Annotated in this window: 19 protein-coding genes; 9 read left to right on the top strand and 10 right to left on the bottom strand. The window is 71.9% G+C overall.

The window, feature by feature from the left end:
• Positions 1 to 44 precede the first annotated feature (44 nt).
• A complete protein-coding gene (locus ACFYW3_RS37345) occupies positions 45 to 302 on the top strand; it encodes a hypothetical protein (protein ID WP_351763268.1) in 258 nt (85 codons plus the stop codon).
• Positions 303 to 673: 371 nt separating this feature from the next.
• A complete protein-coding gene (locus ACFYW3_RS37340) occupies positions 674 to 2,545 on the top strand; it encodes a copper resistance CopC/CopD family protein (protein WP_389388797.1) in 1,872 nt (623 codons plus the stop codon).
• A 163-nt stretch (positions 2,546 to 2,708) separates the two neighbouring features.
• Here the strand turns inward: ACFYW3_RS37340 and ACFYW3_RS37335 are convergent, their stop codons facing one another.
• Positions 2,709 to 3,437 (bottom strand): DUF1775 domain-containing protein, encoded by a 729-nt coding sequence (locus ACFYW3_RS37335; protein ID WP_389388796.1) that lies wholly within the window; start codon positions 3,435 to 3,437, stop codon positions 2,709 to 2,711.
• A gap of 1,243 nt (positions 3,438 to 4,680) precedes the next feature.
• Here ACFYW3_RS37335 and ACFYW3_RS37330 point away from each other — a divergent pair.
• Positions 4,681 to 5,469 carry an SDR family NAD(P)-dependent oxidoreductase gene (locus ACFYW3_RS37330; RefSeq protein WP_389388795.1) on the top strand — a complete coding sequence of 263 codons (789 nt, stop codon included), beginning with the start codon at positions 4,681 to 4,683 and terminating at the stop codon, positions 5,467 to 5,469.
• A gap of 154 nt (positions 5,470 to 5,623) precedes the next feature.
• Here the strand turns inward: ACFYW3_RS37330 and ACFYW3_RS37325 are convergent, their stop codons facing one another.
• The 3 genes from ACFYW3_RS37325 to ACFYW3_RS37315 form a co-directional block, all read right to left on the bottom strand.
• Positions 5,624 to 6,835: a mannosyltransferase family protein gene (locus ACFYW3_RS37325; RefSeq protein ID WP_389388794.1), complete on the bottom strand. Its 1,212-nt coding sequence runs from the start codon at positions 6,833 to 6,835 to the stop codon at positions 5,624 to 5,626.
• 133 nt (positions 6,836 to 6,968) lie between these two features.
• Positions 6,969 to 7,433, bottom strand: a complete 465-nt coding sequence (locus tag ACFYW3_RS37320) for a hypothetical protein (RefSeq protein ID WP_389388793.1) — start codon at positions 7,431 to 7,433, stop codon at positions 6,969 to 6,971.
• Positions 7,426 to 7,923, bottom strand: coding sequence for a SigE family RNA polymerase sigma factor (locus tag ACFYW3_RS37315; protein ID WP_351763070.1), 498 nt, complete (start codon positions 7,921 to 7,923; stop codon positions 7,426 to 7,428). Before ACFYW3_RS37315 ends, ACFYW3_RS37320 begins: the two co-directional genes overlap by 8 nt.
• A 395-nt stretch (positions 7,924 to 8,318) precedes the next feature.
• Here ACFYW3_RS37315 and ACFYW3_RS37310 point away from each other — a divergent pair, with 395 nt between their 5' ends.
• The 3 genes from ACFYW3_RS37310 (at position 8,319) to ACFYW3_RS37300 (ending at position 11,503) form a co-directional block, all read left to right on the top strand.
• Positions 8,319 to 8,990, top strand: coding sequence for a HEAT repeat domain-containing protein (locus tag ACFYW3_RS37310; RefSeq protein WP_389388792.1), 672 nt, complete (start codon positions 8,319 to 8,321; stop codon positions 8,988 to 8,990).
• Between the two features lie 3 nt (positions 8,991 to 8,993).
• Positions 8,994 to 9,998: a MerR family transcriptional regulator gene (locus ACFYW3_RS37305; RefSeq protein ID WP_389388791.1), complete on the top strand. Its 1,005-nt coding sequence runs from the start codon at positions 8,994 to 8,996 to the stop codon at positions 9,996 to 9,998.
• Positions 9,999 to 10,357: 359 nt separating this feature from the next.
• Positions 10,358 to 11,503: a serine hydrolase domain-containing protein gene (locus tag ACFYW3_RS37300; protein WP_389388790.1), complete on the top strand. Its 1,146-nt coding sequence runs from the start codon at positions 10,358 to 10,360 to the stop codon at positions 11,501 to 11,503.
• Between the two features lie 50 nt (positions 11,504 to 11,553).
• On the opposite strand, the gene ACFYW3_RS37295 is transcribed toward ACFYW3_RS37300, so the two are convergent.
• From ACFYW3_RS37295 to ACFYW3_RS37275, 5 genes are all read right to left on the bottom strand, one after another.
• Positions 11,554 to 12,765: a spore photoproduct lyase family protein gene (locus tag ACFYW3_RS37295; RefSeq protein WP_351763082.1), complete on the bottom strand. Its 1,212-nt coding sequence runs from the start codon at positions 12,763 to 12,765 to the stop codon at positions 11,554 to 11,556.
• 145 nt (positions 12,766 to 12,910) lie between these two features.
• The gene (locus ACFYW3_RS37290; protein WP_351763084.1) at positions 12,911 to 14,413 is read right to left on the bottom strand and encodes a cryptochrome/photolyase family protein; all 1,503 of its coding nucleotides are present in this window, start codon (positions 14,411 to 14,413) and stop codon (positions 12,911 to 12,913) included.
• 122 nt (positions 14,414 to 14,535) lie between these two features.
• Positions 14,536 to 15,402: a hypothetical protein gene (locus ACFYW3_RS37285; RefSeq protein ID WP_389388789.1), complete on the bottom strand. Its 867-nt coding sequence runs from the start codon at positions 15,400 to 15,402 to the stop codon at positions 14,536 to 14,538.
• Positions 15,399 to 16,268, bottom strand: a complete 870-nt coding sequence (locus tag ACFYW3_RS37280) for an ABC transporter ATP-binding protein (protein ID WP_389388788.1) — start codon at positions 16,266 to 16,268, stop codon at positions 15,399 to 15,401. The genes ACFYW3_RS37285 and ACFYW3_RS37280 overlap by 4 nt, the downstream gene beginning before the upstream one ends.
• Positions 16,265 to 16,756: a GntR family transcriptional regulator gene (locus ACFYW3_RS37275; RefSeq protein ID WP_351763092.1), complete on the bottom strand. Its 492-nt coding sequence runs from the start codon at positions 16,754 to 16,756 to the stop codon at positions 16,265 to 16,267. The genes ACFYW3_RS37280 and ACFYW3_RS37275 overlap by 4 nt, the downstream gene beginning before the upstream one ends.
• A gap of 267 nt (positions 16,757 to 17,023) precedes the next feature.
• Between ACFYW3_RS37275 and ACFYW3_RS37270 the strand changes: the two genes are divergently transcribed.
• A complete protein-coding gene (locus ACFYW3_RS37270) occupies positions 17,024 to 17,467 on the top strand; it encodes an IPT/TIG domain-containing protein (RefSeq protein ID WP_389388787.1) in 444 nt (147 codons plus the stop codon).
• Between the two features lie 30 nt (positions 17,468 to 17,497).
• Here ACFYW3_RS37270 and ACFYW3_RS37265 read toward each other — a convergent pair whose 3' ends face one another.
• Positions 17,498 to 20,908, bottom strand: a complete 3,411-nt coding sequence (locus ACFYW3_RS37265) for a hypothetical protein (RefSeq protein WP_389388786.1) — start codon at positions 20,906 to 20,908, stop codon at positions 17,498 to 17,500.
• A gap of 22 nt (positions 20,909 to 20,930) precedes the next feature.
• Here ACFYW3_RS37265 and ACFYW3_RS37260 point away from each other — a divergent pair, with 22 nt between their 5' ends.
• A complete protein-coding gene (locus ACFYW3_RS37260; protein ID WP_389388785.1) occupies positions 20,931 to 21,158 on the top strand; it encodes a hypothetical protein in 228 nt (75 codons plus the stop codon).
• A gap of 78 nt (positions 21,159 to 21,236) precedes the next feature.
• Positions 21,237 to 22,562 carry a M4 family metallopeptidase gene (locus ACFYW3_RS37255; RefSeq protein ID WP_389388784.1) on the top strand — a complete coding sequence of 442 codons (1,326 nt, stop codon included), beginning with the start codon at positions 21,237 to 21,239 and terminating at the stop codon, positions 22,560 to 22,562.
• The last annotated feature ends 396 nt before the right edge of the window (positions 22,563 to 22,958 follow it).

The following is a 22,958-nucleotide window of genomic DNA, read 5'->3' as shown; positions in this document are numbered from 1 at the left end:
AACACTCTTGGTCGGGGACGAACACGAGTGAAGGGCGGCCGCCGATGCCACAGGCCGATGAGGAAGGCGTCACCGCGCGCCCGATCGGTGCGGCGGATCGGCATCGGAGCAGAGCCGGACACCTGCGCGCCGCGATCAGGCACACCAACCTGCTCCCGGCCTTTCTGGTACTCACCGTCATGACGGTGGCTCTGTGGCTCATGGGCATGCCGTTTCTGCAGGCCCTGACCATTTCCACAGGAGTGAAGGTCGCGGTGGCTCTGCTCGAGCTCCGTCGCCTCCCCCACCCTCCCGACAACTGACGCGGCCCCTGTCGCAGCGCGCCGGCCGGCAGCCGGTCATCCGCTCCGGTCGGCCGGCGGTGCGCTCGCGCGGCAGGCCACCACGCGGGGAAGAGCGGATGCAAGATACAGGGAAGATGCTCAAGGCACGCCTTCCGTAGCGTGCTTTAGCCGAAGTTGCTCAAGCAGGTCACTTCCAAGGCCGGCAGCGCTAGGGTCCACATCGCGCCATGAGTCCCAGCCCTGCCGGAGCCAGTCGTGTCGCACGAGGTCGGCTCCACGTTCGGGAGCCGCCCTGCACGACCGAGTGCGGACGGCGGTGCGCCGATGACGACCGTCACACCGGAGACCGCTTCTTCATGCACACTGGATCGCCTCCCACGAGAGCGTCATTGACCGTCCTGGCGCTGGTTGCCGCCGTACTCGCCCTGATGCTGGGCGGGGCGGGCCCGGCCTCCGCTCACGCCGCCCTCAGTGGCGCCGATCCCGCCGACGGGGCCGTCCTCAAGGCAGCACCGAAGCAGGTCACGCTCACCTTCACCGAGTCGGTCAGCCTCTCCGACGACGCGGTGAGAGTGCTGTCGCCGGACAACGAGCGGGTGAACCCACGCCCGCCGCAGCCGGTGGACGGCAAAGGGAACACCGCCCGGGTGGAGCTCTCCGGCAAGTTGATCGAGGGCACCTACACGGTGGCGTGGCGGGTCGTCTCCGCCGACGGCCACCCGATCTCCGGCGCGTTCGTCTTCTCCATCGGCAAGCCGTCCGAGACGGCCGCCGTGGTGGTGACCGATTCACCGGACGACACGGCCGCCGGCCGCCTGTACGGCTTCTTCCGCTATGTCGCCTACAGCGGCCTGGCCCTCCTCGTCGGAGCCGTGGCGTTCGTCCTGGTGTGCCTGCCCGGCGCGGGCGCGGTTCGCCCGGTGCGCAGACTGTTGGTGACGGGGTGGGCGTCTCTGGTGGTGTCCGGCGTTGCCCTGTTGCTGCTGCGCGGCCCGTACGAGACGGCCGGCTCGCTCACGTCGGTGTTCGACCCCTCCCGGTTGAGCCGAACCGTGACCGGGAAACCCGGAATCGCGCTGATCGCACGGCTGGTGCTCCTCGCGGTGGGTGTCCTGCTGCTGAAGCGGTTCTCCGGACGGCTGGACCGGCAGGACCGGCAGGATGACGACTCGCAGCAGCCGCAGGACTTCGGTAACGGTGTTCGCCTGGTCGCGGCCGCGTTCGCCCTGGGCCTGGCCCTGACCTGGGCTGCCGCCGAACACGCCTCCGCCGGCATCCAGGTGCCGCTGGCCGTTCCCGTCGCGGTACTGCACCTGCTGGCCATGGGGGTCTGGCTCGGCGGGCTGATCACGCTGCTGATCGTGCTCCGGCGCCGAGCGCCCGACGCACTCGACGTCCCGGCTTCCGCGATCGGCCGCTTCTCCACGCTCGCCTTCGCCTCGGTCGCCACGCTGGTCGGCACGGGGGTGTACCAGTCCTGGCGGCAGGTCGGCTCCTGGGAGGCGCTGTCCACCACCTCGTACGGCAGGACCCTCAGCGTCAAGATCGTCGCCGTGATTCTCGTGCTGTGGGCGGCGTCCTTCTCCCGCCGATGGACCGCACGTCTTGTTCACGAAGCGCCGCCGGCCACCGAGACGCTGCCGGTGCCGGTGCCCGAGCGGGTGAAGGTCGCCCAGACGGTCGGCGCACCGGCCGTCCCGGAGGCAGCAGGTCCCGGTGACGGGCCCGGTGCTCCTGTCGGTGGTGAGCCGCCCGTCTCCGAGGCCGACGGAGTCCGGCGCGGCCTGCGGCGTACGGTCGCCGCCGAGGCCGCACTCGGTGTCGTGGTGCTGGTGATCACGACTCTGCTCACCGGCACGCAGCCGAGCCGCGCCGCCGATGAGAAGGCGTCGGCGGTCGCCGTGCAGGAGCCGCAGGCGAAGGTGCTCATGGTGCCGTTCGACATGGGGACGGCAGGCCACCGCGGCACGGTGCAGGTCACGCTGGCGCCGGGCCGGGTGGGGGAGAACACGGTGGAGGCCGTGGTGTACACGGCGGACGGGGGCTTGGCGACCGTTCCCGAACTCCGCCTCACCCTCACCCAGGAGGACCTGGACATCGGGCCGCTCGACGCGAAACTGAAGAACCAGAAGGGGTACTGGGCCGCCTACGACCTGCGGCTGCCCTCGCCCGGCGCGTGGACGCTGAACCTCACGGTCCGCACCACCGACATCGACCAGGTCACGGTGCGCGAGACCGTGGACATCACGACCTCACGGTAGGGTCGCCGGTCTTCCCGGCCGGTCTTCCCGGCCGGTCTTCCCGAGCGAGGCTCAGGGCGACCCGGGAGGGCACTGCGCGGCCGGGCTCCGTACCCAGGTCGTACCGACTCGCCGCAGGGGTCGGCGCACGGCGCATGCCGTGCGCCGACCCCTGCGGCCCGTGTCAGGCTCGGCTGCGGCGCAACCACCAGAAGGTGCCGACAACGGCGAGCAGTGCGACGGCGGCGATCCCGCCGATGACGACTCCGGCATTGCTGCCCGCGTCCTCCTCGCTCGCCGCCTGCGCGCTCGCGGACGCGACGGGAGCGGGGGGAGCCTCCGGTGACGGCTTGAGAGACGGGGCGGCGCTGGGAGTCGGCGAGGCCGACGGCCCGGGGGCGATCGGCTTGGCCCCGGGGGCCGCTGCCTTCAGCTCCAGCAGGGGGGCCGGGTTGTCGACCTTCTCACCGTCGGTGGGCACCTCGATCCAACGGGAGATCTTCCCGTCGCCGTAGGTCTCCAGTGTTTTGAACGCGAGGGACTTCTCGTCGGGCAGCTGGCGCACCGTGATGCTGTACTCGGCGTCCGTGCCCTTGGCCAGGGCCGCTCCGCCGATCGCGTACCCGTCGGGAGTGGCCGTCAGCTTCCACTCTTTGGGGGCTTCCTTCAGCGTCACGGCGTCCGGGCTGATGCCCTTCGGGAGGACGACCCGCAACTCCGCGATGCCCGCGGTGTCCGACTCCGCTTCGGAGGTGAAGGACAACGTGACGTTCTCGGCGAGGGCACGCGGGTCGGAGGCCGTGACCTCGGCGTGCGCGGCGGCCGGCCCGGCGGCCACGCCCACGACGATCAACGCGCCGATGGTCGCGAGGCCCAGTCTGCGGAGCTGAGCGCGGGTGTCTGATGTGTTCACGATGGGTGAGCCCTCTCGATGCGCGAAGCGGGCCTCACCGTGCAGGTGCACAGCCCGCCAGGATGGGGGGAACGTTTCCCGCACACCCGGCAGGAGGCCCGCGACGTACCAGCGCGTGACAGAGCATCGTCGTCACCGTCGGCTGAAGGGCGAGGCCGACGAGCGGTGCGGGTACCGTCCGCAGCCAGGGCCGTACCCATGGTCGACGGTGGAGGCCGAAGGCCGCGGCGGCAGCCGCGACAGCCGAGTGGGCCCATCTGTTCATCGTCTCCGGCAGGCGGCTGAGCGCCTGGTCCGCGTGGTACATGAGCAAGGCAATCACCCACGCGGCCGCGCAATGGGCCGTAGCCATCCCCCACCCGCCGTGATGTGCCGCGTGCGCCGTCTCCGTCACACCGTCGTGAGGTTCGGGGTGAGCGTGGGGTACCGCCGGTCGCGCCGACAGCGCCTGATGCAGCAGCAGTTGAGCGGCGTCGGTGGCCGCCACCACCTGCCACCAAGGCCGGGGCCGGCGGACCACAAGCCACGAGACCGCGAGGACGACCGTCGCCCCGGCCGCCATCCGCTGCCAGGGCACCCACCCTTCCGAGGCCGGCTGATGGGCCACGACGGCCAGAACCGAGCTGAGCAGGGTGAACACGGCAGCCCGCAGGCACCGTCCGCTCCGCCACGCGGGCGGTGGACTGGAACGCATTCCCGTACGAGCTCCGATCATGTCGGGCCCATCATCTGGCGCGGTGACCGCGATCGGGCCGCAACTGTCAATTGTGGAGCAGTTTTCCGGGTCCGGCCAGGCACGCTCCTCCCGTGCGGTGCGGTCGCGGATCGGGGTTCTCGAAAGGAGAAGGCGGGAGACGGCGGGGGTCGGGGGTCCCCGGGTCGGCGACTTGGGGCGTCCGGGTGAGCGGACCTCTGCCCGGGAGTCGTGGCGTCCGCGCGGAACGGACGAGCCGGCCGGCCTGCTGGAAACCTTTCGAAACCTCAACGCGGAGGACACGGCCCCCACGGCGGAACAATTGATGCTCACCCCTTCAGTCGATGGGCAAGTCGCTCGCCACCCTTTACCCTGACACCGAATCAGCGGGAGGGAAGAGCCGAGCCGAGGCCCTCCCTCCCTCTCATTCGGGGCCTTCAAGTCGAAGCAGCGGTCATCATCCGGTTCGGACCGACGACCGGGTACCGGCGGACGACCCGGAGGATGGACGGACACAGCCGCCGAGCGGCAGACAGGCAGGTATCCCCCGTGCTCATCGATCTCTCCGGGAAGACGGCACTGGTCACCGGATCCACCCAGGGCATCGGCGCGGCGATCGCGTCCGGCCTCGCACAGGCCGGTGCGCGGGTGGCCGTCAACGGCCGCACCGAGAAGTCCGTCGACGAGTCGATGCGGCGCATGAGCGCGGAACGCGGCACGCTGATCGCGGCGCCTGGTGACATCTCGACGGACGAGGGCGCGCAGGCGGTGTTCGACGCGGTCCCGCGGGTCGATGTCCTGGTGAACAACCTCGGGATCTTCGGCTCACTGCCGGCCCTGGAGATCCCGGACGACGAGTGGCGCCGCTACTTCGACGTGAACGTCCTGACGGCGATCCGGATGATCCGGCACTACCTGCCGGGCATGATCGAGCGGTCGTGGGGACGGATCCAGAACATCGCCAGCGACTCGGCGGTGGCGACTCCCGCCGAGATGATCCACTACGGGATGTCCAAGACGGCCCTCCTCGCCGTCTCGCGGGGCTTCGCCAAGGAGGCCGCCGGAACGGGGGTGACGGTCAACTCCGTGATGGCGGGCCCGACGCACACGGGTGGAGTGGAGGACTTCGTCTACGAGTTGGTGGACCGCGATCTGCCCTGGGACGAGGCACAGCGAGAGTTCATGCGCACGCACCGCCCCCAATCGCTGCTCCAGCGCCTGATCGAGCCCGAGGAGATCGCGAACATGGTGGTCTACCTGAGCTCCCCCTTCGCCTCGGCGACCACCGGCGGGGCGCTGCGCGTGGACGGCGGCTACGTGGATTCGATCCTTCCGTAGCCGAACCACGCAGGGAACCGCCGATCCACGCAGGGCAGGGCCGGGCGCTTGGGGGCACGCGCGCACCGGTCACCGGTCACCGGTCTGCCTGCACGGCCGCGGACCGCTCTCGTGACGCGCCCTGCGGGGGCGGTCCGGGATCCGAGTGCCGGGGTCAGCCGGCCCAGCGACCCGTCAGGAAGGTGATGGCCACCACCACGCCGACCGGGGCCACCGCATACAGGTACACCGCCTGCACCCGCGGCCGTCGAAGGCTCCACCCGGCCAGGGCGATCCACAGCGGCCACCACAGCAGCGTGGAGCGCGGGATCGAGGTGTACCAGTACGAGGTGCCCAGCGCCCACAGGGTGAGGGCGATGTAGAGCGCCTCGGGCAGTCGCCGGCGGCGGACCAGCAGAACCAGCAGGACGACACCGGCCAGGAACGCCAGCAGTTCCGCCTGCCACATCAGCGCGTACCCGGTGGGCTGCGTGTGGTGGAACGCGGCCTCCCAGGTGTTCGACCAGGCTTCCCAGGGCGCGTGGAAGTCCCGGTACCAGCCGCGTTCCTGCGCGTGCTTCCACGCCATCCAGTCGCCGGTACGGGCCGACAGGAACCAGCCGTAGAGCACCGGAGTGAGGGCGGGCAGGGCCAGCCAGGGAGCCGAGCGCCATGCGGCGCGGTCCCGGGCGGTCAGCACGAAGTGGAGCACGAGCGCGGCGGCCAGGAAGAGGCCGGTGACCCGTACCGAGCAGGCCAGACAGGTCAAGGTCGCGGCCGCCGGCCAGTTCCCGCGCTGCGCCGCGAGCCACGCGGGCAGGGCCAGCGCCAGGAACAGGGACTCCGTGTAGCCGGCCGCGAGGAACACCGCGCAGGGCGAGAGGAGGAAGAACACCGCCGCACGCCGGCCGCCTTCCAGGTCGCGCAGTTGGCGGCGGGCGATCCGTGCGAGCGCGAGGACGGCGACGCCTCCCGCGACGAGGGAGATCAGCGCTCCGGCCGCGGCCCAATGGGGGACGATCACGTGGACGGCGCGCAGGGTGAGGGGGAACCCGGGGAAGAAGGCCTCGCGGTTGTCCCAGCCGGCCGTCCACGGGCCGGCGCCGTCCGGGAAGTAGCCGTCCTGGGCTATGTGGAGGTAGTGCCACCAGTCCCACTGCTGCCAGGGGGAAAGCAGTGAGGGGGCCCGCCGGGACTTGTCGTCGTCGGGGAACAGCCAACTCACGGCTCCGGAGGTGATCCAGATCCCGATGCGGGTGAGGACGTAGAGCGACAGCACCTCGCGGTCGGCGGGGCCGAACCGCGGCCGGCGGGGCTTCGGCCGCGGTTCGGCGCGGAAGGGGGGTGCGTGGACGGTGACCGGTCGCGGCGGGGTGGAAACGGACATACGGGTACTCCTGAATCGGCTGAGGGCGCGCCGGACCACCGGCCGAGGGTGCGCGGCCGGTGGGGTGCCGGGTCATCGGGCTATCGGGGCGGGTGGGACGGAGTGGGCGGGGCCGGGGTGGGCGGGGCCGGGGTCATCGCGGGGCGGTCGAGGAGGGCGCCACCGTCGATCCCCCGGTCGGAGGGGGCGAGGTCGCGTTGGGCAGCGCGGGCCCGGTGGTGCGGGCGGTGGGCGGAGGGTTCGACATCGGGAACGAGGTGGTCGACGAACTCGGTTGGGAGGTGGGTGTCGAGGACGGGGGCGGCGCCGACGAGCCGGGTGTCGAGGACGGGGGCGGCGCCGACGAGGGGGACGGCAGGGGCGACGGGGTGGTCGCCGGCAGGTTCCCGCGTCCCGCGTCGGGCAGCAGCCCGGCCACGGCGGCGCCCGAACCGGCGAAGACGAGACAGGCCGCGACGGCGAGTCCGGCGATCCGGCGTCGCCGGGCCCGCTCCCCGCGCCGGGTGATGACCGAGACGGGGGCGAGGGCGGTCCCCTCTTGTCCGGCGGAGGCCGCTTCCTGGAACAGCGACCGCAGTGGATCGTTGGAATCAGGCATCGGGAGCCTCCTCAATGCGGGGGTCCTGCAGATGGCGGGAGAGGGTGGCGCGGCCCCGGGTCAAGTGGGTCTTGACCGTGCTGGCGGACAGGGACGTCTCGGCGGCGATCTGCTCGACCGTCAGGTCGCACACGTAGTGCAGGACCATCGTCCGGCGCTGTTTCGTCGGCAGGTGCCGCAGCGCCTGCACAAGGGCCACCGCCTCGGGTCCCGGACCGTCCACGTGCCCGGCGGGGGCGGTGCGCTCCCAGGCGTCGGCGGTGCGCCGCCGGCCGCGCCAACGGCTCACCGCGAGCCGCCACGCGACGGTACGGATCCAGGCTTCGGGACGCCCCTCACGGTCCAACTGTCCGCGCCGGCCCCACCCCTTCACGAACGCTTCCTGCACCACGTCCTGCGCCTCGTGGTGGTCGCCGAGCATCACGTACAGCTGTCCTGTCAGCCGTGCCGCCGCCTCCGCGTAGAACTGTTCGAACTCCTCGACCGTCAAGAATCACTCCCGCAATCACTCCCGCGTCCACGTATCCCTCCCACCGGGAATACGCCCGCCGCACCGCATCCGGTCTACACCGGACGTCGAGCAGTCTTGTGAGTGGCGTCACACGAGCCCTCGGGGACACGCGGCCGGACGTCCGGCCTCGCCCGCACGGCAGATCTCAAGGCGGAGCCGGGCGGCCGCGTTCTGCGCGCCAAGAGGCGGGGAAGGCTGCGTGCGGCGAGCGCGCCGGCGGTCTTCGGCCGCCCCGTGTGCGGAACGCCGAGCCTCGGACACCCTTTCAGCGCGGCCTCCCGGCGGCCGGTGCGAGCGATCCCCTCCGCGCGCGGGTCCCGCTTGACCTTGACACGGTGACAAGGCCTTCACTGTTGGCCAAGGAGGTGGTCACCATGACGATCACGAAGCGGGACACGGATGCGAAACGAGCGCTTCAGGGGCTGGACGACGAGCGTTCGTCCGTACGATTGCGGGCTGCTCTGGCGGTCGGCACGGCGCCCGACCCGCGCTTCGTCGACAAGCTCATCGAGCGATGCGCGATCGAGCCCGACTTCTTCGTCCGCGACATGTTGACCTGGGCACTCACCCGCCACCCCGTGGCCGTGACGATGCCCGGGCTGGTGCGCGAAGTGCGCTCGGGGCGGGCGCAGGCGCGGAGCCAGGCGCTGCACACGCTGTCCAAGATCGGGGATCGGGGGGCGTGGCCGGCGATCACGCGGGCGCTGTTGACCGACGCCGACGACGAAGTGGCGCGGAGCGCCTGGCGAACCGCGGTCGTGCTCGTCCCGGAAGGCGAGGAGCCCGCCTTGGCCGCGATGCTGGCGACCCAACTCGGCCGCGGTGAGCGGGAGACGCAGTTGAGCCTCAGCCGGGCACTGGTCGCGCTGGGTGAAGCCACCGCGCCGGCTCTGCTTTCCGCGACGACGGCCCCCGACCCGCGCGTGCGCGTGCACGCGCTCGCCACCCAACGGTTTCGGCGCGACCCGGACACCGGGTTCGAGTTCGCGATCGAGGAGGCGAAACGCGTCGTGGCCCTCGGCGGGTCCGGCCGGGAGGGACGATAGGGCGTGTTGATCGGTGAGGTGGCGCGGCGGTCCGGGGTCAGTGCCCGCATGCTCCGGCATTACGAGTCGCTCGGTCTGGTGCGTCCTTCGGGTCGTACGGGCTCCGGGTACAGGGAGTACTCCGGGGAGGACGTCCGGCGGATCTTCCACATCGAGAGCCTGCGGTCGCTCGGGATGTCGTTGCGTGAGATCGGGCACGCTCTCGACGATCCCGGCTTCACTCCCTCGGTGCTCGTCCGCGACCTCATCGCTCAGTCGCGCGAGCGCATCGCGGCCGAGACCGAGCTGCTCACGCGGCTGCGCCGGATCGATGATGCGGATCCCACCGGCTGGGAGGACGTCCTCCAGGTCGTCGCGCTCCTCCAGGCACTGGGATCGAAGAGCGCCGGCGCGCGCCAACGCGCGGCCCTGTCCTCGGCCAACGAGGTTTCACCTCCGGTGGAGGCCCTGGTCGAGGCGGTCCTGCGCGAGGCGGATCCACACGTCGCCGGCGCCCTTCGATGGGCGCTGGCGCGATCGGGCGACGCCGGGCCGGCGTTGCTGGCGGAGGGCCTCGGTTCGCCGGTGGCGGCGGTGCGGGAACGCGCCGCCCAATCCCTGGCCGCGTTTCCCGGCGGTGAGGCCACCGCGCACCTGCGGCGGGCTCTCCTTCACGACGATGTGGTGGTCCGTGGCCATGCGGCTCTGGCACTCGGGGCACGTGGGGTGGTCGATGCGGCCCCGACGCTCATCGACATGGTCGTGGAGGGAAGGAACGACACCGATGCGGCCGACGCTCTGAGCGTGTTGGCGAGCGACACCGCGACGGCGGATCAGATCGCGGCCGGGCTCGTCGAGCGCCTCGCCGTCGACACCATGAGCGCGCCCGCACGCGGACGGCTGACCCAGGCGTTGGCGGACATCCCCGGGAGCAGGGCGTCACGCGCCCTGGTGGAACTGTCGGACGACGAGGACCGTGCCGTGGCGCTGACCGCGCTGTACCTTCTCAGGCTGCGCGAAGCACGGTGACAACCCCTTCACGACGTGCCGCGCGGCCGGCGCATCAGCCTGCGCGCCCCTTCCCCGCAGATCCTCCAGTTGCTGGAACTCACCGGCACCGAGAACCTGTTCCCCGTCACGGGCACGTGACCGCCCCGGACCCCCGAAGTCCGTGGCGGGGTCGCCGGCCCCCATCCGTGAAGGAGTTGAAGCTGTTCTCGGTATGCCGCACCAGCGAATCGCCTCGCGACGGAGCTCCTCCAGCCCGCCGAAGGGCCGAAGTTCGGCGACCAGCCATTCGGCGGGGTCTCGCGGCTCCGCTCAGAGCCGCCCTCCCCTTCATCCGTTTCACCGATCATTGATCTCCGATCACCGTTGAAAGGCACGCGATGTCGGCAACTGTTCGCATCCAACACTCCAGCGGGGACTGGGAGTCGGTCATCTCGCTCTTTCAGGAGCTCGTCGACTCGCGACGCGAGCCCGGCGGCTCGCTGGCGATCTGGCGCGACGGGGCTCCCGTTCTCGTTGTGCACGGCGGCAGCGCCGACATCGCGCACGAGGTTCCCTGGAGCGCCGACACCCTCGTCCAGGTCTTTTCCACCGGGAAACCGCTGGTGGCGCTCGCCGCCCTGCAGGCCGTCGCCGACGGCTACCTCGGCATCGACGAGCCCGTCTGCGCGTACTGGCCCGCCTACCGCGACACACCGGCACATCCCACGACCCTGCGCATGATCCTCAGCCACCGGTCCGGCAAGCACACGTTCTCCCCCGTCGCCGCCGGGCTCGACCCCCGGGATCACGCCGCGCTCGTGCACGACCTCGAAGCCATGGAACCGTTGACCGTGCCGGGCGAGGTCATCGCCGAACACGCCTCCACCTACGGCCACCTCGTCGACGGACTCCTCGCCGCGGTCGGCGCCCCCTCGGTCCGCGCGTACACGGAAGCCCTGTCCGGCGTGCTCGGCGCACGCCTCAGATTCGGCGTCCACCCCCACGAACTCCCGCTGGTCGCCGAATCCGAGCCCCTGGGAACCGCATGGACGGACCCCTACCTCGCACACGAACTCGGTCGCGCCGCCCTACTGCGCCCCGCCGGCCTCCTCGACCCCGACACCCTGCGCAGCCCGTCCTGGCACCGGGCTCGCTTCGGCGCCGTCGGTCTCATCACCGACGCCGCCTCGCTCGCGAGCCTCTACGACGACCTCAGCCGATCCGACGGCCACATCGCACGGGCCCTGGGCGGGGAACTCCGGTCCGAAGTCTTCAAGACCGCCGCCTCCGGCACTGACGGCTTCCTGCGCGACACCGTCCGCTGGTCGCTCGGCTTCCGGATCGACGACAACGGCGACCTGGGCATGGGTGGTATAGGCGGTAGCTGCGCCTGGTACTCCCCCATTCACGGCTACGCACTCGCCTACGTCACACGGGGTCTGCACACTCATGACCGCGTCACCCACCTCGCCGACGCCGTCGAAGCCGCGCTCCGAGGAAAGAACGGCGGCCCTGCCGCCCACCAGGAGCACGGGGAGAGCTGACCCGAGCCGCCCGCTTCTCCGGTCGCCGCCCGGCGGACGACGTGCCCCTTTCAGAAGGCGTACCGGATCCTCAGCCATGGAGCGTGGGCGGCGACGAGCGTGCGCATGGTCTCGACGGCCTCGGCCTTGACGCCGCCCCGGTAACGGACGTTCAGGCTGCCGTTCTGGGAGCGCTTGGGCTGCTGGAGGTCCGGCCGCCACAGGGCCTCCTCGGCGCGCGGGTGCCAGCCGAGGTTGAGTTCGTGCAGGTCCTTGTTGTGCGTCAGCATGATCACCTCCGCGGCCGCCTGGTCCTTCACCGCACGGGGCAGGACGTCGTCCATGTGCCGCAGCAGGAGGGACCAGTCCCGCTCCCAGTCCGGGCGCAGGACGACGGGCGAGAGGTTGAAGTGGACCTCGTATCCCGCTTCGAGGAAGTCCCCGGCCGCGGCGATCCGGTCCCCCACCGGGCTGGTGCGGATGTCGAGCAGTTTGGAGTCCTCCTGCGGCATGACGGAGAACCGCACCCGGGTACGGCCGCGCGGGTCCAGCAGGAGAAGATCCGGGTTGACGAACTTGGTGGCGAAGGAGGCCTTGGCGGCGGGCCGGCGCGCGAAGGCTCGGATCAGGTCGGCGACGTTGTCGCTGATCAGCGCGTCGACGGAGCAGTCGCTGTTCTCACCGATGTCGTAGACCCAGGCGGTCGGGTCGCACTGGTTGGCCTCGGTCTTGGGGCCGAGGCGCGCCATGTGCCGGGAGAGGTGGGCGATGATGCGCTCGATGTTGGTGAAGACGGTGATCGGGTTGGCGTAGCCCTTGCGACGCGGGACGTAGCAGTACGCACAGGCCATGGCGCAGCCGTTGGCCGGGCCGGGGGCGATCCAGTCCGCGGAGCGGCCGTTGGGCCGAGTGGTGAGCGTCTTCTTCTCCCCCAGGACCAGGGTCTCGCTCTTGATCCGGACCCAGCGGTCGACGTTCCCCGCGTTGCCGTGGAGCTCCGGGATCCCCCAGTGCGAGGCGACGGGAACGACCTCGGCGTCGGGGAAGCGGGCGAGGATCTGCCTGCCGCGCGGGGAGGCGGCGGCAGCGGGCTCGGCGTGGACGGCCCGTACGGACAGCAGTCGGCGCGCGGCCGGGGAGTCACGGAACAGCGGGCCGGCGTCCGCCGGACGGCGCCTCTCCTGCCCGGTGTCGATGTCCTCCAGGGCGAACAGGGCGTCCGCGTCGTCCGCGTGTTCGTCCGCGTGTTCGTCCGGTCGGCCCGCGTGCGGTGGGGCGCCCATGTACGTCTCCTGCGGGATCTTCGCGGTCGGCCCCGTGAGGGCTGTGGGGAGGAGGGAAAGACCTGGCGACGTGCACCGGGACGACCTTCCTGACATTCCACTGTAGGCGGCCCGGTGCTCCGGTGGGACACACCCGGGGGCTTCCTCAGGGCGGGGTGTCCCCCGCGTCGCGGTGCGCCCGGATGACCTGCGCCACGTCGCCCAGCCGGTCCAGCCCGCGCACGGCCTGCGCCATGCGCGGGTTGCCCTCCAACCGTGCGCGGTGCCGGTTCAGGAAGGACCAGTAGCCGACGGTGTACGGGCAGGCACGGTCTCCGGTACGGTCCGCGGGTCGGTACCGGCAGCCCCCGCACAGGTCGCTCATCCGGTGGATGTAGGCGCCGCCCGAGGTGTAGGGCTTGGTGGTCATCAGCCCGCCGTCGGCGTATTGCGACATGCCCACCACGTTGGGCAGCATCACCCAGTCGTGGCCGTCGACGAAGCACCGGTGGAACCAGTCCGTCACCTCGGCCGGGTCCCAGCCCTGTTGCAGGGCGTGGCTGCCGAGGACCATCAGTCGGGGGATGTGGTGCGTCCACCCCGTGTCCCGGACCTGTGCCAGCACGGTGGACAGGCAGCGGGCCCCGAGCGCGTCCGCGTCCAGCTCGGTGAACCAGGTGGGGAGCGGCGCGGTGTGGCGCAGTTCGTTCCGGTGGCGGTAGTCCTCGCCGAGGTGCCAGTACAGGTTCCACACGTACTCGCGCCAGCCGCAGACCTGCCGGACGAACCCCTCCGCGCTGTTGAGCGGGACATGCCCGGCCCGCCACGCGTCCTCGGCCCGGCTCACACACTCCCACGGATCGAGGAGCCCGAGGTTGAGGGAGGAGGACAGCAGGCTGTGGCTCATCACGGGGTCGGCGGCCAGCATGGCGTCCTCGTGCGCGCCGAAGCCGGCGAGGCGGTGCGTGACGAAGTGGTCGAGTGCGGCCAGTGCCTCGCGGCGGCTCGCGGGAAAGAGCCGCGGGCCGTCGCGGCCCACGAAGGTGACGTCCCCCTCGCGTTCCCAGCGGTCCAGGTCCCGTCGGACTCCTTCGTCGATCTCGTCCTCGCGGGGACGGTACGGTGCCGGTGCCCCCAGGGTGGTCTCGCCGCGAGGTGGACGCTCGCGGTTCTCGTGGTCCAGGTTCCACCGGCCGCCCGCCGGCCGGTCGCCGTCCATGAGGAGGTCGTGGGTGCGCCGGGTGTGTTCGTAGAGGTTCTCCTGCAGCAGCCGCCCCTTCTGCCGTGCGGCCCACTCGCCGAACTCCCGGTGTCCGACGAGGAACCCGCGGGCGGGGTGGACCGTGACCTGCGGCAACGAGTCCACCAGGGCGAGTGCGGCGCGGGAGGTGGGGTGGTGCACGGAGACCGGTGCGTCGCCCACGGCCCGTGCCAGGCCTTCGCGATAGGTCTGCGCCTCGACGTACTGTGCGCTCCCGCCCAGCTCGGCCGCCCGGTGGCGCATGGCACTGAGGACCAGATGGGCCTTGGCCCGGTGGAACCGGCGCCGGCGGAAGACCGCCCTGGATTCGATCAGCAGCCACCGGGTGTTCCTCGGCGTCCCGCCGGCGGCGGTGGCGGTGAAGTGCGGGCCGAGTTGGTCGCCGAACAACCAGTGCACTGGACTCATGGAGGCATCCAACCAAGTCGGCAGAAGTGCGGGACGGCTGACACGACCGCCCGCCACTGCTCGAACTGCCTTGCGAGGGAACGGCCTTCGCCGTTCCCCGCCGATGATGCCCCTTGGGCCCGTCAGCCGTGCCGTCGGCGCAGGAACATGAAGGCCGCGAGCGTCGCGACGGCCGCGAGCGTCAACAGGATTCCGGTCTCGACCAGTTGCAGCGGCCAGAAGTGCGACTCGGGGTGGAAACGGAGCCGAGGACTGTCGAGTTGGCCGGAGAGGACCCAGTTGAACCCGTCGTGCGGGGGCCCGTAGGCCGCAGGCCAGAACCATGGACGCAGCGCGACGAGGGCCGCCATCACGGCTCCGACGACAACCGCGGCCGCGGCCATCGCGGGCAGCGTGCGCCCGATCAGCAGCCCGGCCAAGGCACCGACGGCGATGCCGAGGAGCGCGTAGCCCACCGCCACCGGGCCGATCGCCCCGTAGACGGGAATGTCGTACCACTGGATCGGGTACCACGTGTCCAACGTGTCGCGCCAGATCGAAGCCTTGAGCGTGACGAAGGCGGACAGGACGAGGAGGACGGCCGCGATCGGCGCCGCCATCCTGGCGGCGAGCCAGCGGGCGGGACTGACCGACTGGGTCCACTGGAATCGGAAGGTTCCGGATTCGAACTCGCGCCCGATCAGGGGGCCCGCGACGAACGCGCCGAGGAGCAGGGGCAGCGCGTTCACGGCAATCGCGACGAAGAGGAACATCTTGTTGACGTACAGGCTGCGGGAGAGGAAACCGCGGACTTGGATGCCGCAGCCGGGCACCGTGTTCTCCACCTCGCAGCCGGTCGCGGCGAGGTCCTCGGCCAGTGAGTGGACGTACCAGCGGCCTGCGGGAAGGGCGATGGAGGCGAGCAGCACCACTGCCAGGGCGACCCAGAGCACACGGCGGTGCAGGGCGGCGGTGATCCGGACGGAGCCTCGCAGGTCGAGGAGGGTCATACCGCCACCTCCACGGACGAGGTGAGCAGGAGCGGTGCCTCCGGGGCGCGCAGATGGGCGAGCAGCAGTTCCTCCAGGGTGGGCGCGACGGCCTGCCAGCCGTCGGTTGCGGTGCCGACCGGTCCTTGCGGCCTGATCAGGGCGGTGAGTTGGCGCCCGGTGGTTCGCGTGGTGACCACGGTGTGCGGGTTCAGGTCGCCGACCGGGCCGGTCACCAGGGTGTGGGCGTCCAGGAGGTCGTCGACCGAGCCGCCGAGTCGGACGCGTCCGCCATCGATCAGGAACAGGTGATCACAGGCGTCCTCCAGCTCGGAGAGGATGTGCGACGCCATCACGACGGTTGTGCCGTGCTCGCCGGCCGCTGCCAGGAGGGTGCCCATCAGTTCGCGGCGGGCGAGCGGGTCCACGTCGGACAGGGGTTCGTCCAGGAGCAACAGGGAGGGGCGCTTGCCGAGGGCCAGGGCCAGGGCGACCCGGGAACGCTGGCCCCCGGACAGAGCGCGGACACGCCGGGCCGGGTCCAGGCCGCCGGCCTCCACCACCGCGCCCGCGGCGTCCGCGTCCCAACGGCCGGGATTGAGGTGCGCGCCCATGCGCAGGGTCTCGGCGATCGTCAGCTGAGGGTAGAGGGGCTTGTCCTGGGCGACGTACGCGATCTCCTCGCGGGCCGGGGTCCGGATGGTGCCCTCGGTGGGCCTCAGGACGCCCGCGGCCAGGGACAGGAGGGTGGACTTGCCGGCCCCGTTGGGGCCGACCAGGGCGCAGATGCGGCCGGTGGGGAGTCGTAAGGAGCAGTCCCGCAGCGCCCAGCCGCCGCTTCCGCGGAACCTCCGTCCGAGGCCGTGCGCTTCGATGGCTGCCGTCATTTCTCGTCCCCCTGGTTCGTTTCACTGTGGTTGTGGCTGTGGTTGTGGTTGTGGCTGTCATTCGGTTCGCGCCGGTTGGGTTCGCCGTCGTTCGGTTGGCCGTCGTTCGGTTGGCCGTCGGCGCCGTCGAGTACGGAGGTGAACAGTGCGGTGATGTCGTCCCGCTCCAGTCCCGCCCGCCGGGCCCGCTCCAGCCACTGGCCCAGCTCGGTGCGCAGTGCGCCGTCGGCGGCCCCGCCGTCGCCCAGTGTCCGACGTACGAAAGTGCCCAGCCCCCGGCGACCCTCCACCAGGCCCTCACGTTCGAGTTCCCGGTAGGCCTTGAGCACGGTGTTGGGGTTGATGGCGAGGGCTTCGACCACCTGACGGGCGGTGGGCAGCCGATCTCCGGGCTCCAACAGGCCCAGGCGGAGGGCCTGTTTGGTCTGCTGCACGATCTGGAGATAGGTGGCGACACCACTACGCCGGTCGATGCGGTAGTCGACCACGCGAGCCACCACCCTTTCACTAAGGAAGTAGTGAAAGAATGCGCGTAGAGATCCAGGCTGTCAAGAGAGGGCCTCGCGACGACGACGTCAGGGCCGTGACAGGGCGCGGTGACGTCACGACCACGACCTCACGGCCGCGACGTGACGTGGCCGATCCGAATCACCCCGACATCAGCTGTTTGTTCTGGATTCACGCGGTATGACCTCCGCATCATGGGAACGGGCTCGGGCTCCTCGGCCCCCTCTCATCCACCGGAAGGCTCCGTCATGGCTCCCGCCCACCGCCGCATCGCGCTGCTGTTCGCCGCGCTGTCCCTGTGTACCGTGCCGCTGGTCCAGTCCGCCCCGCGCGCCGAGGCCGCCGGGTCCCCGCACTGCGCGCCCGGCACGCTCCCCGTTCGCCCCGGCTCCCCGAACGGGACCGCGCAGGGGCAGCTCGTCGCACTCCGGCCGGACACCGGCCCCCGAGCCGGCGGGACACAGGTCACCCTTGTCGGCGCCGCCCTCACGCCCTACACCCGGGTGCTGTTCGGCGCCGTGACACCCGACGGCTGCTTCACCGGCCGGGAAGCCACGGACGTGGTGGCGCTCAGTGACACCGCCCTCATCGCCGTCGCCCCCGAGTGGCCCGCGGCGGCAACCGTGTCCGTCTACGCGGCGACCCCCTGCGGGCGGCTCACCAACGCGCTCCCCTTCGCCTACGTCGACTGAGGCCTCCCCCACGCGTCCGCGATCGTGGTCTCAGCTCCCGCCGCCCAGGACCGTGGCGTACGCCGCCTCCCCGACCTCCCGCTCCGGGTGGCGGCGCAGTTCGACGATGGCCGCACGGCAAGCGTCGGGCCAGTTCTGCCGGATGCCGAGGGCCCTGGCGAGACCCAGGGCGAGGAGGCCTTCCACCAGACCACCCCGGCCGCTCAGGACACGCACCGCGGCGAGCGCGGCGGCGGGATCGGCGAGCGGACCGCCGTATCGATGTCCGTCCTCCAGCTCCTTGGCGACCCGGACCGCGAGAACGGGGCGGCCCTCGACCACAGAGGTCAACTCGGCCAGTGAGAGCAGCAGTTCCGGTTCGGGTGACTCCAGGTCGATCGCCCGCACGAGAAGAGCGGTGCGGGCGGCGGTGGCCGCCGGTTCGACCGCCAGGCACCGGGCCAGGACCGCGCACGTCCGGCGGTCCCTGATCGACCAGTCGACGAGGGACTCCAGGCGACGGCGTGCCGGTAGATCCCCATCGCGCCCGCCGCCCTCCGGCTCCCCGGCCGCGATCAGCACGAGGAGCCGGTCCACGACACCGCGCAACAGACTGCCGGGCTCCACACCACCGATCGGGTGGGGCAGTTCGGACTGGGCCAGTTCGGTCAGCGCCCGACCCACCCCCGAGAGACCCGGTGGCGAGGCGAGGTCGGTGTAGACGTCCGCCAGCCTCGTACCGGCCGCGGGCGTGTACCGCGCCCAGTCCCGAAGGCCGAACAGCGCCTGACTCACCGGATGTTCCTCGACCACGAAGGGCAGTCCGGCGATGATCTCCCCGTACCGCCGCCGGTGGGCGGGGGCCAGATCCGCCGGGTTCAGGTCCAGGAGCGCCCGCCTGGCCGAGTCCGAACCGTCCGTGGCCGCCGACTCCAGCAGCGCCCACATTTCCTCGGCCGGCAGCAGCGTCGCGGCCAGGCCGACGACGGTGGCGTGGACGTCCGGATGGACGCCCGGGGCACGGCCCACGGCGGACAGCAGCTCGACGGCGGCCCCGGGGGGCAGGTGGAGGGCGGCGAGTCGGGCGGCCCCCTTGCGGACGGTGACCTTCACCCCGCTCTCGCGGGTCAGGACGTCACGGAGCAGGGCGGCGATCCGGGTGGGTCGGGCATGGGCGGCGGCCCGGCCGGCCGCGGACCAGGCGGCCCCGGCCCGGTCGTCGCCGGCGTGTTCGAGCATGGCGCCGAGGGCCGAGGCCGGGTCGTCCGTGTGGGCGGTCGCGTCCAGGGCGGCTGCCGTCAGGGCGGGCTCGGCATGTCCTGCGGGGACGGCGTACCGCTGGAGCAGGACCCGCCCGTGCTCCGGTACGGGGGCCACGGCGCGGAGCAGTGCCGCGCGTTCGTCGAGACCCCGGTCGGGATCGGCGAGGGCGGTCTCGGCGAGCCGGACCGCGACCTGCTGCTGCCGGGGCAGCCACCGGTCGGCGTGTCGGAACGGGGGCAGTGGGCGGGGAGTTCCGGCCGCGGGGAACCGGCCGCCGGGGTGCGGGATGTCGGACAGCGCGAGATCCAGCAGGTCGGTGCGCTCCGCGGCGAGGACGGCGAGGACGGGCGGGAGGAAGACCGCGGAGGGCTCTCGCGCCAGTAGTTCGGCCACGCGGTCGCCGCGGGTCTCGGGTGGGGCCAGCCAGGCCGCGGCGAGCTCGCCGAAGTGCTCGTCCGGGCAGATGCGCAGGGCCTGTTCGAGGCGGTCCCGGAGTTCCGGGATCCGGTGGGCGCGGCGTCCCCAGGACGTGATCAGCGCGAGCAGGGGTGCGAAGTCCCCGCGGACGCCGGCCCGGTCCAGCCACGGGCCGAGGGCGTCCAGGACGGCGAGGATCCCGCTGCCGCTCGGCTCGGTGCCCGGACTTCCGAGTTCCACCGTGCCGGTGTGTGCGGTCAGTGCCTCCACGAGGCGTACGGCGGTCCCCGGTGCGGCACCGCCGGCGGCGAGCAGGTTCACGGCCAGGGTCCGGATCTCGTCCCGGGTACCGGGCGAGCAGTCCCGTGCCCGCAGCGCGTCCAGGCACAGCCGTTCCAGCGAGTCGGCGCCCGTGCCGCCCCCGGTGGGCGCGTCGACCCCGAGGGCCGCCACGATCAGGGGTGTCGGCAGGGCGGTCAGGGCGGACAGGGCCTCCCAGCGGACGTGGTCGCGCTCGTTGGACAGCCGACCCGCGGCCAGCGCGAGGATCTCCGCGACCTGCTCCGGCTCACGGGTGTGGCCGGCGTTGACGACCAGCCGGTCCCAGAGCGTCCCGCGCTCCTCGGCGTCACCCGTGCGCAGTGCGGCCAGGAGTTCGGGGCGGGCCTCGGCGGGCGGCAGCAGGGCGAGGTGGCCCCGGATCTCCCAGCTCGAATCGCGTTCGGCGCGGAGTCCTTCGAGCGCGGCCCGGACCCGTGTGTAGCGCTCGGCGGGCGGCAGCAGGCCGAGCACCCCCTCGTGCGCGCGGACGTTCGGGGAGGTTTCGCCCGCTGCGACGACGGCATCCACGAACGCGGGTCGGCGCGCCGGTGGCACCGACCGCAGCAGAACGCCGAAGGCGTTGCGGTGGAACCAACGGGCCCCCAGCTTCGGCAGGGACGGCGGGTCCGCGGCCACCAACTGCCTCATGACCGCCCGACCGGCTGTGCGTTCCCTTCGCGCGGCCGCCCGGTCGGCGGCGACGAGCCGACACACGACGCGCTCGGCGTCCACCGCGACGAGGTCGCCCAGCCGGTCGTGCAACGGACCGGGCAGGTTGTCGGGGCCGTACCGCTCCAGCAGGTCCAGCACTCGCTCCGGCGCGGCGGTCAGGGCGGCGGCGAGCGCGGGCGCGTGCCGGGTCCACCAGCTGTCGCGCAGCCACTCGGAGAGGTCGCCGAGTTCCCGTTCCGCGTGATCGAGGACGGCGACGGGGTGGCGGGTGGTCAGCGTGCTCCAGTCCTCGAACGCGAGCGCCCCGGCGAGTTCGGGCAGCAGGCGCGCGGTGAACTCCGTCGAACAGCCGGGCAGCAGGCGGGCCGCGTCCCGGTCGCCGTACTCGGTGCGCACCCGCGGCACCAGTCGCTCGGCGAGTTCGGGCCGCCGCCCGTCGCGCAGCAGTCGTGCGAGGTCGGCGCGGACCACGGCGGGCGCGTCGTCGTACGCGGCCTCGACGGCGGCGTCCGGTACGGGCAGCCTCCGGGCGCCGCGCAGCGCGTACCGGCGGACCACCGGGTCGAGGTCACCGAGCCGGTCCGCCAAGTACCCCGGGTCTTCGCCGGTCAGTGCCGCCAGCGCGGCGAGGCGGCGCTCGTACGGACCGAGCGCGTCCAGACCGGCGAGCAGGGGCCGTAGTTCACCTCGGGCGGCCAGCCGGTGGGCGGTGACCGCGGTGGTCCGCAGGCGGGCGGAGTGGGGCAGGGTCTCGAGAACGGCGAGCAGGTCGCCGGCAGCGGAGGTCATCGCGGGCATTGTGTCTGATGGCGTGACCACGCCGCACGGAATTTCGATGCTCGCCGACGGGCCCACCCGCTCCGAGCGGGCCGTGGCCGAGCGCGGTGAGCGGGCCGTGGCCGAGCGCGGTGAGCGGGCCGTGGCCGAGCGCGGTGAGCGGGCCGTGGCCGAGCGCGGTGAGCGGCCGGAGCGGGACCGCCCGCGGCAGCCGACGACACCGGGGCCGATGGGCAATACTCCGGCGATCGAATCCGCGTGAGACGTGGCGGCAACCTCATCCGGCTTCGCGCGTCCTACCCGCGTGAGGAAAACAATCAGAGCAATCGCGTTGGCGGCAGTGGTGACTGCCCTGGGCATGAGCGGGGTGGCGCGGGCGGACGGTCCGCGCGCCGGCCTCGGGCACGGCCATCACCACGGTGACGTGGAGATCAGTACGAGCCGGAACGCCGACGGTGACTTCGTGTTGGTGGATCCCGGGCGCGGTGGCCTCCAGGTGCGCAACCTGGCCAACGACTACTTCCGCGGCTGGGACCATGGCAGACCGTCCTCGGACACGGACAACGTCTGGGGCGACGGGAGCAGGACCGACCGACAGACCGCCGATGTGGACGCCTATTTCGCGGCCGCGCGGACCTGGGACTACTTCCTGAAGCAGCACGGGAGGCGTGGTATTCACGACGACGGGGTGGGGCCCCGGGTGTTCACCGACGTGGGCCCGCCCGACGGCGAGTTCTTGGCCCAGTACGACCCGGACTGCGGCTGCATGAGCCTGGGCCCGGCAGTGGGCGGGGATGCCGCGTGGAACACCACGGACGTCGTGGCGCACGAGATGACGCACGGCATCACCGGCATGACCGCGGGCCTGGATCTGCACGGCGAGGCCGGGGGCCTCAACGAGTCCACCAGCGACATCTTCGGCACCCTCGTGGAGTTCTCGGCGAACAACGGCAAGGACCGGCCGGACTACACCATCGGCGAGGGCGTGAACGGCAAACCCTTGCGCTACATGGACGATCCCACCAAGGACGGCACGTCCAAGGGTTGCTGGTCGCCGGGCGTCGGTGACGGGGAGGAACCCAATCACCGGATCGGGGGGATCAGCAACAAGTTCTTCTACCAGTTGGCCGTGGGCAGCGGGAAGTCGCAGTGGGGAGACAGCCCGACCTGTGGTGGAGCGCCGGCGGTCTCGGGGATCGGCAACGACAAGGCCGGGAAGATCTGGTATCGCGCGCTGACCCGATACCTGGTGCCCAACTCCAACTTCTCCGGCGCCCGCGCCGCGACCTTGCGCGCCGCGGCCGACTTGTACGGAGCGAACAGCGCCGCGTCCAAGTCCGTGGCCGCGGCATGGCTGGCGGTCGGCGTGGACGGCAGCGACCCGGTGCCCCAGGCGCCCCAGGCCCCGTCGCTGAAGTGGGTCAACTACCAGAGCGACACGGTCGGTGCGGAGATCCTGGTACGGCTGCGGGCACCCGACCCGCAGCGTCAACGCGTCGTGTTCACCGCCACGGGGCTGCCTCCGGGGCTGACCCTGGATGCGTCCACCGGCGTGGTCACCGGAAGGCCCGGTCAGTCGGGCAGCTTCAAGGTCACGTTCACCGCGACCGACTGCGACGGCAACGCCTCGACGCGTCAGATGAACTGGGAGGTCGTCCCCCGGTGAGGTCCTTCCGATCGTGAACGACCGCCCCCGTTCGTCGGCGATGGTTCCGATCGAGTGCGTCCAGCCGGTGTCAGGCGGCGCCGGCTGGACGTCTCCGGGTCCCTGGCCTCGTGGTCCGAACGCGGGCCGGCTCGGTGCTGCCGACGGCCCAGCCGAGTACGCCCTGCCCCGCCGGGGCCCCCGCGCCACGCGGGGCCGGCGGCGCTCGCCCACGGCCGGTCCGATCCACCGCGATGACGCCCCACGGGCAACCGTGGCGAGTGCCCGGCTGCCGTCACGGCGTCCACCCTGTCAGAGGCTGCGCCTAGGCCGTCTCTTCCGGATCTTGCCTGACCCGCGCCGCCCGGCACCGCACCTCGCCGCGTTGTCGAGGCACCCGAGGACGTCCAGTACTCG

The organism is Streptomyces sp. NPDC002602, assembly GCF_042889445.1.
In the GTDB taxonomy this organism is placed as follows: domain Bacteria; phylum Actinomycetota; class Actinomycetes; order Streptomycetales; family Streptomycetaceae; genus Streptomyces.
The sequence above is the reverse complement of the archived record's forward strand: the minus strand, read 5'-3'. Positions and strand labels throughout refer to the sequence as shown.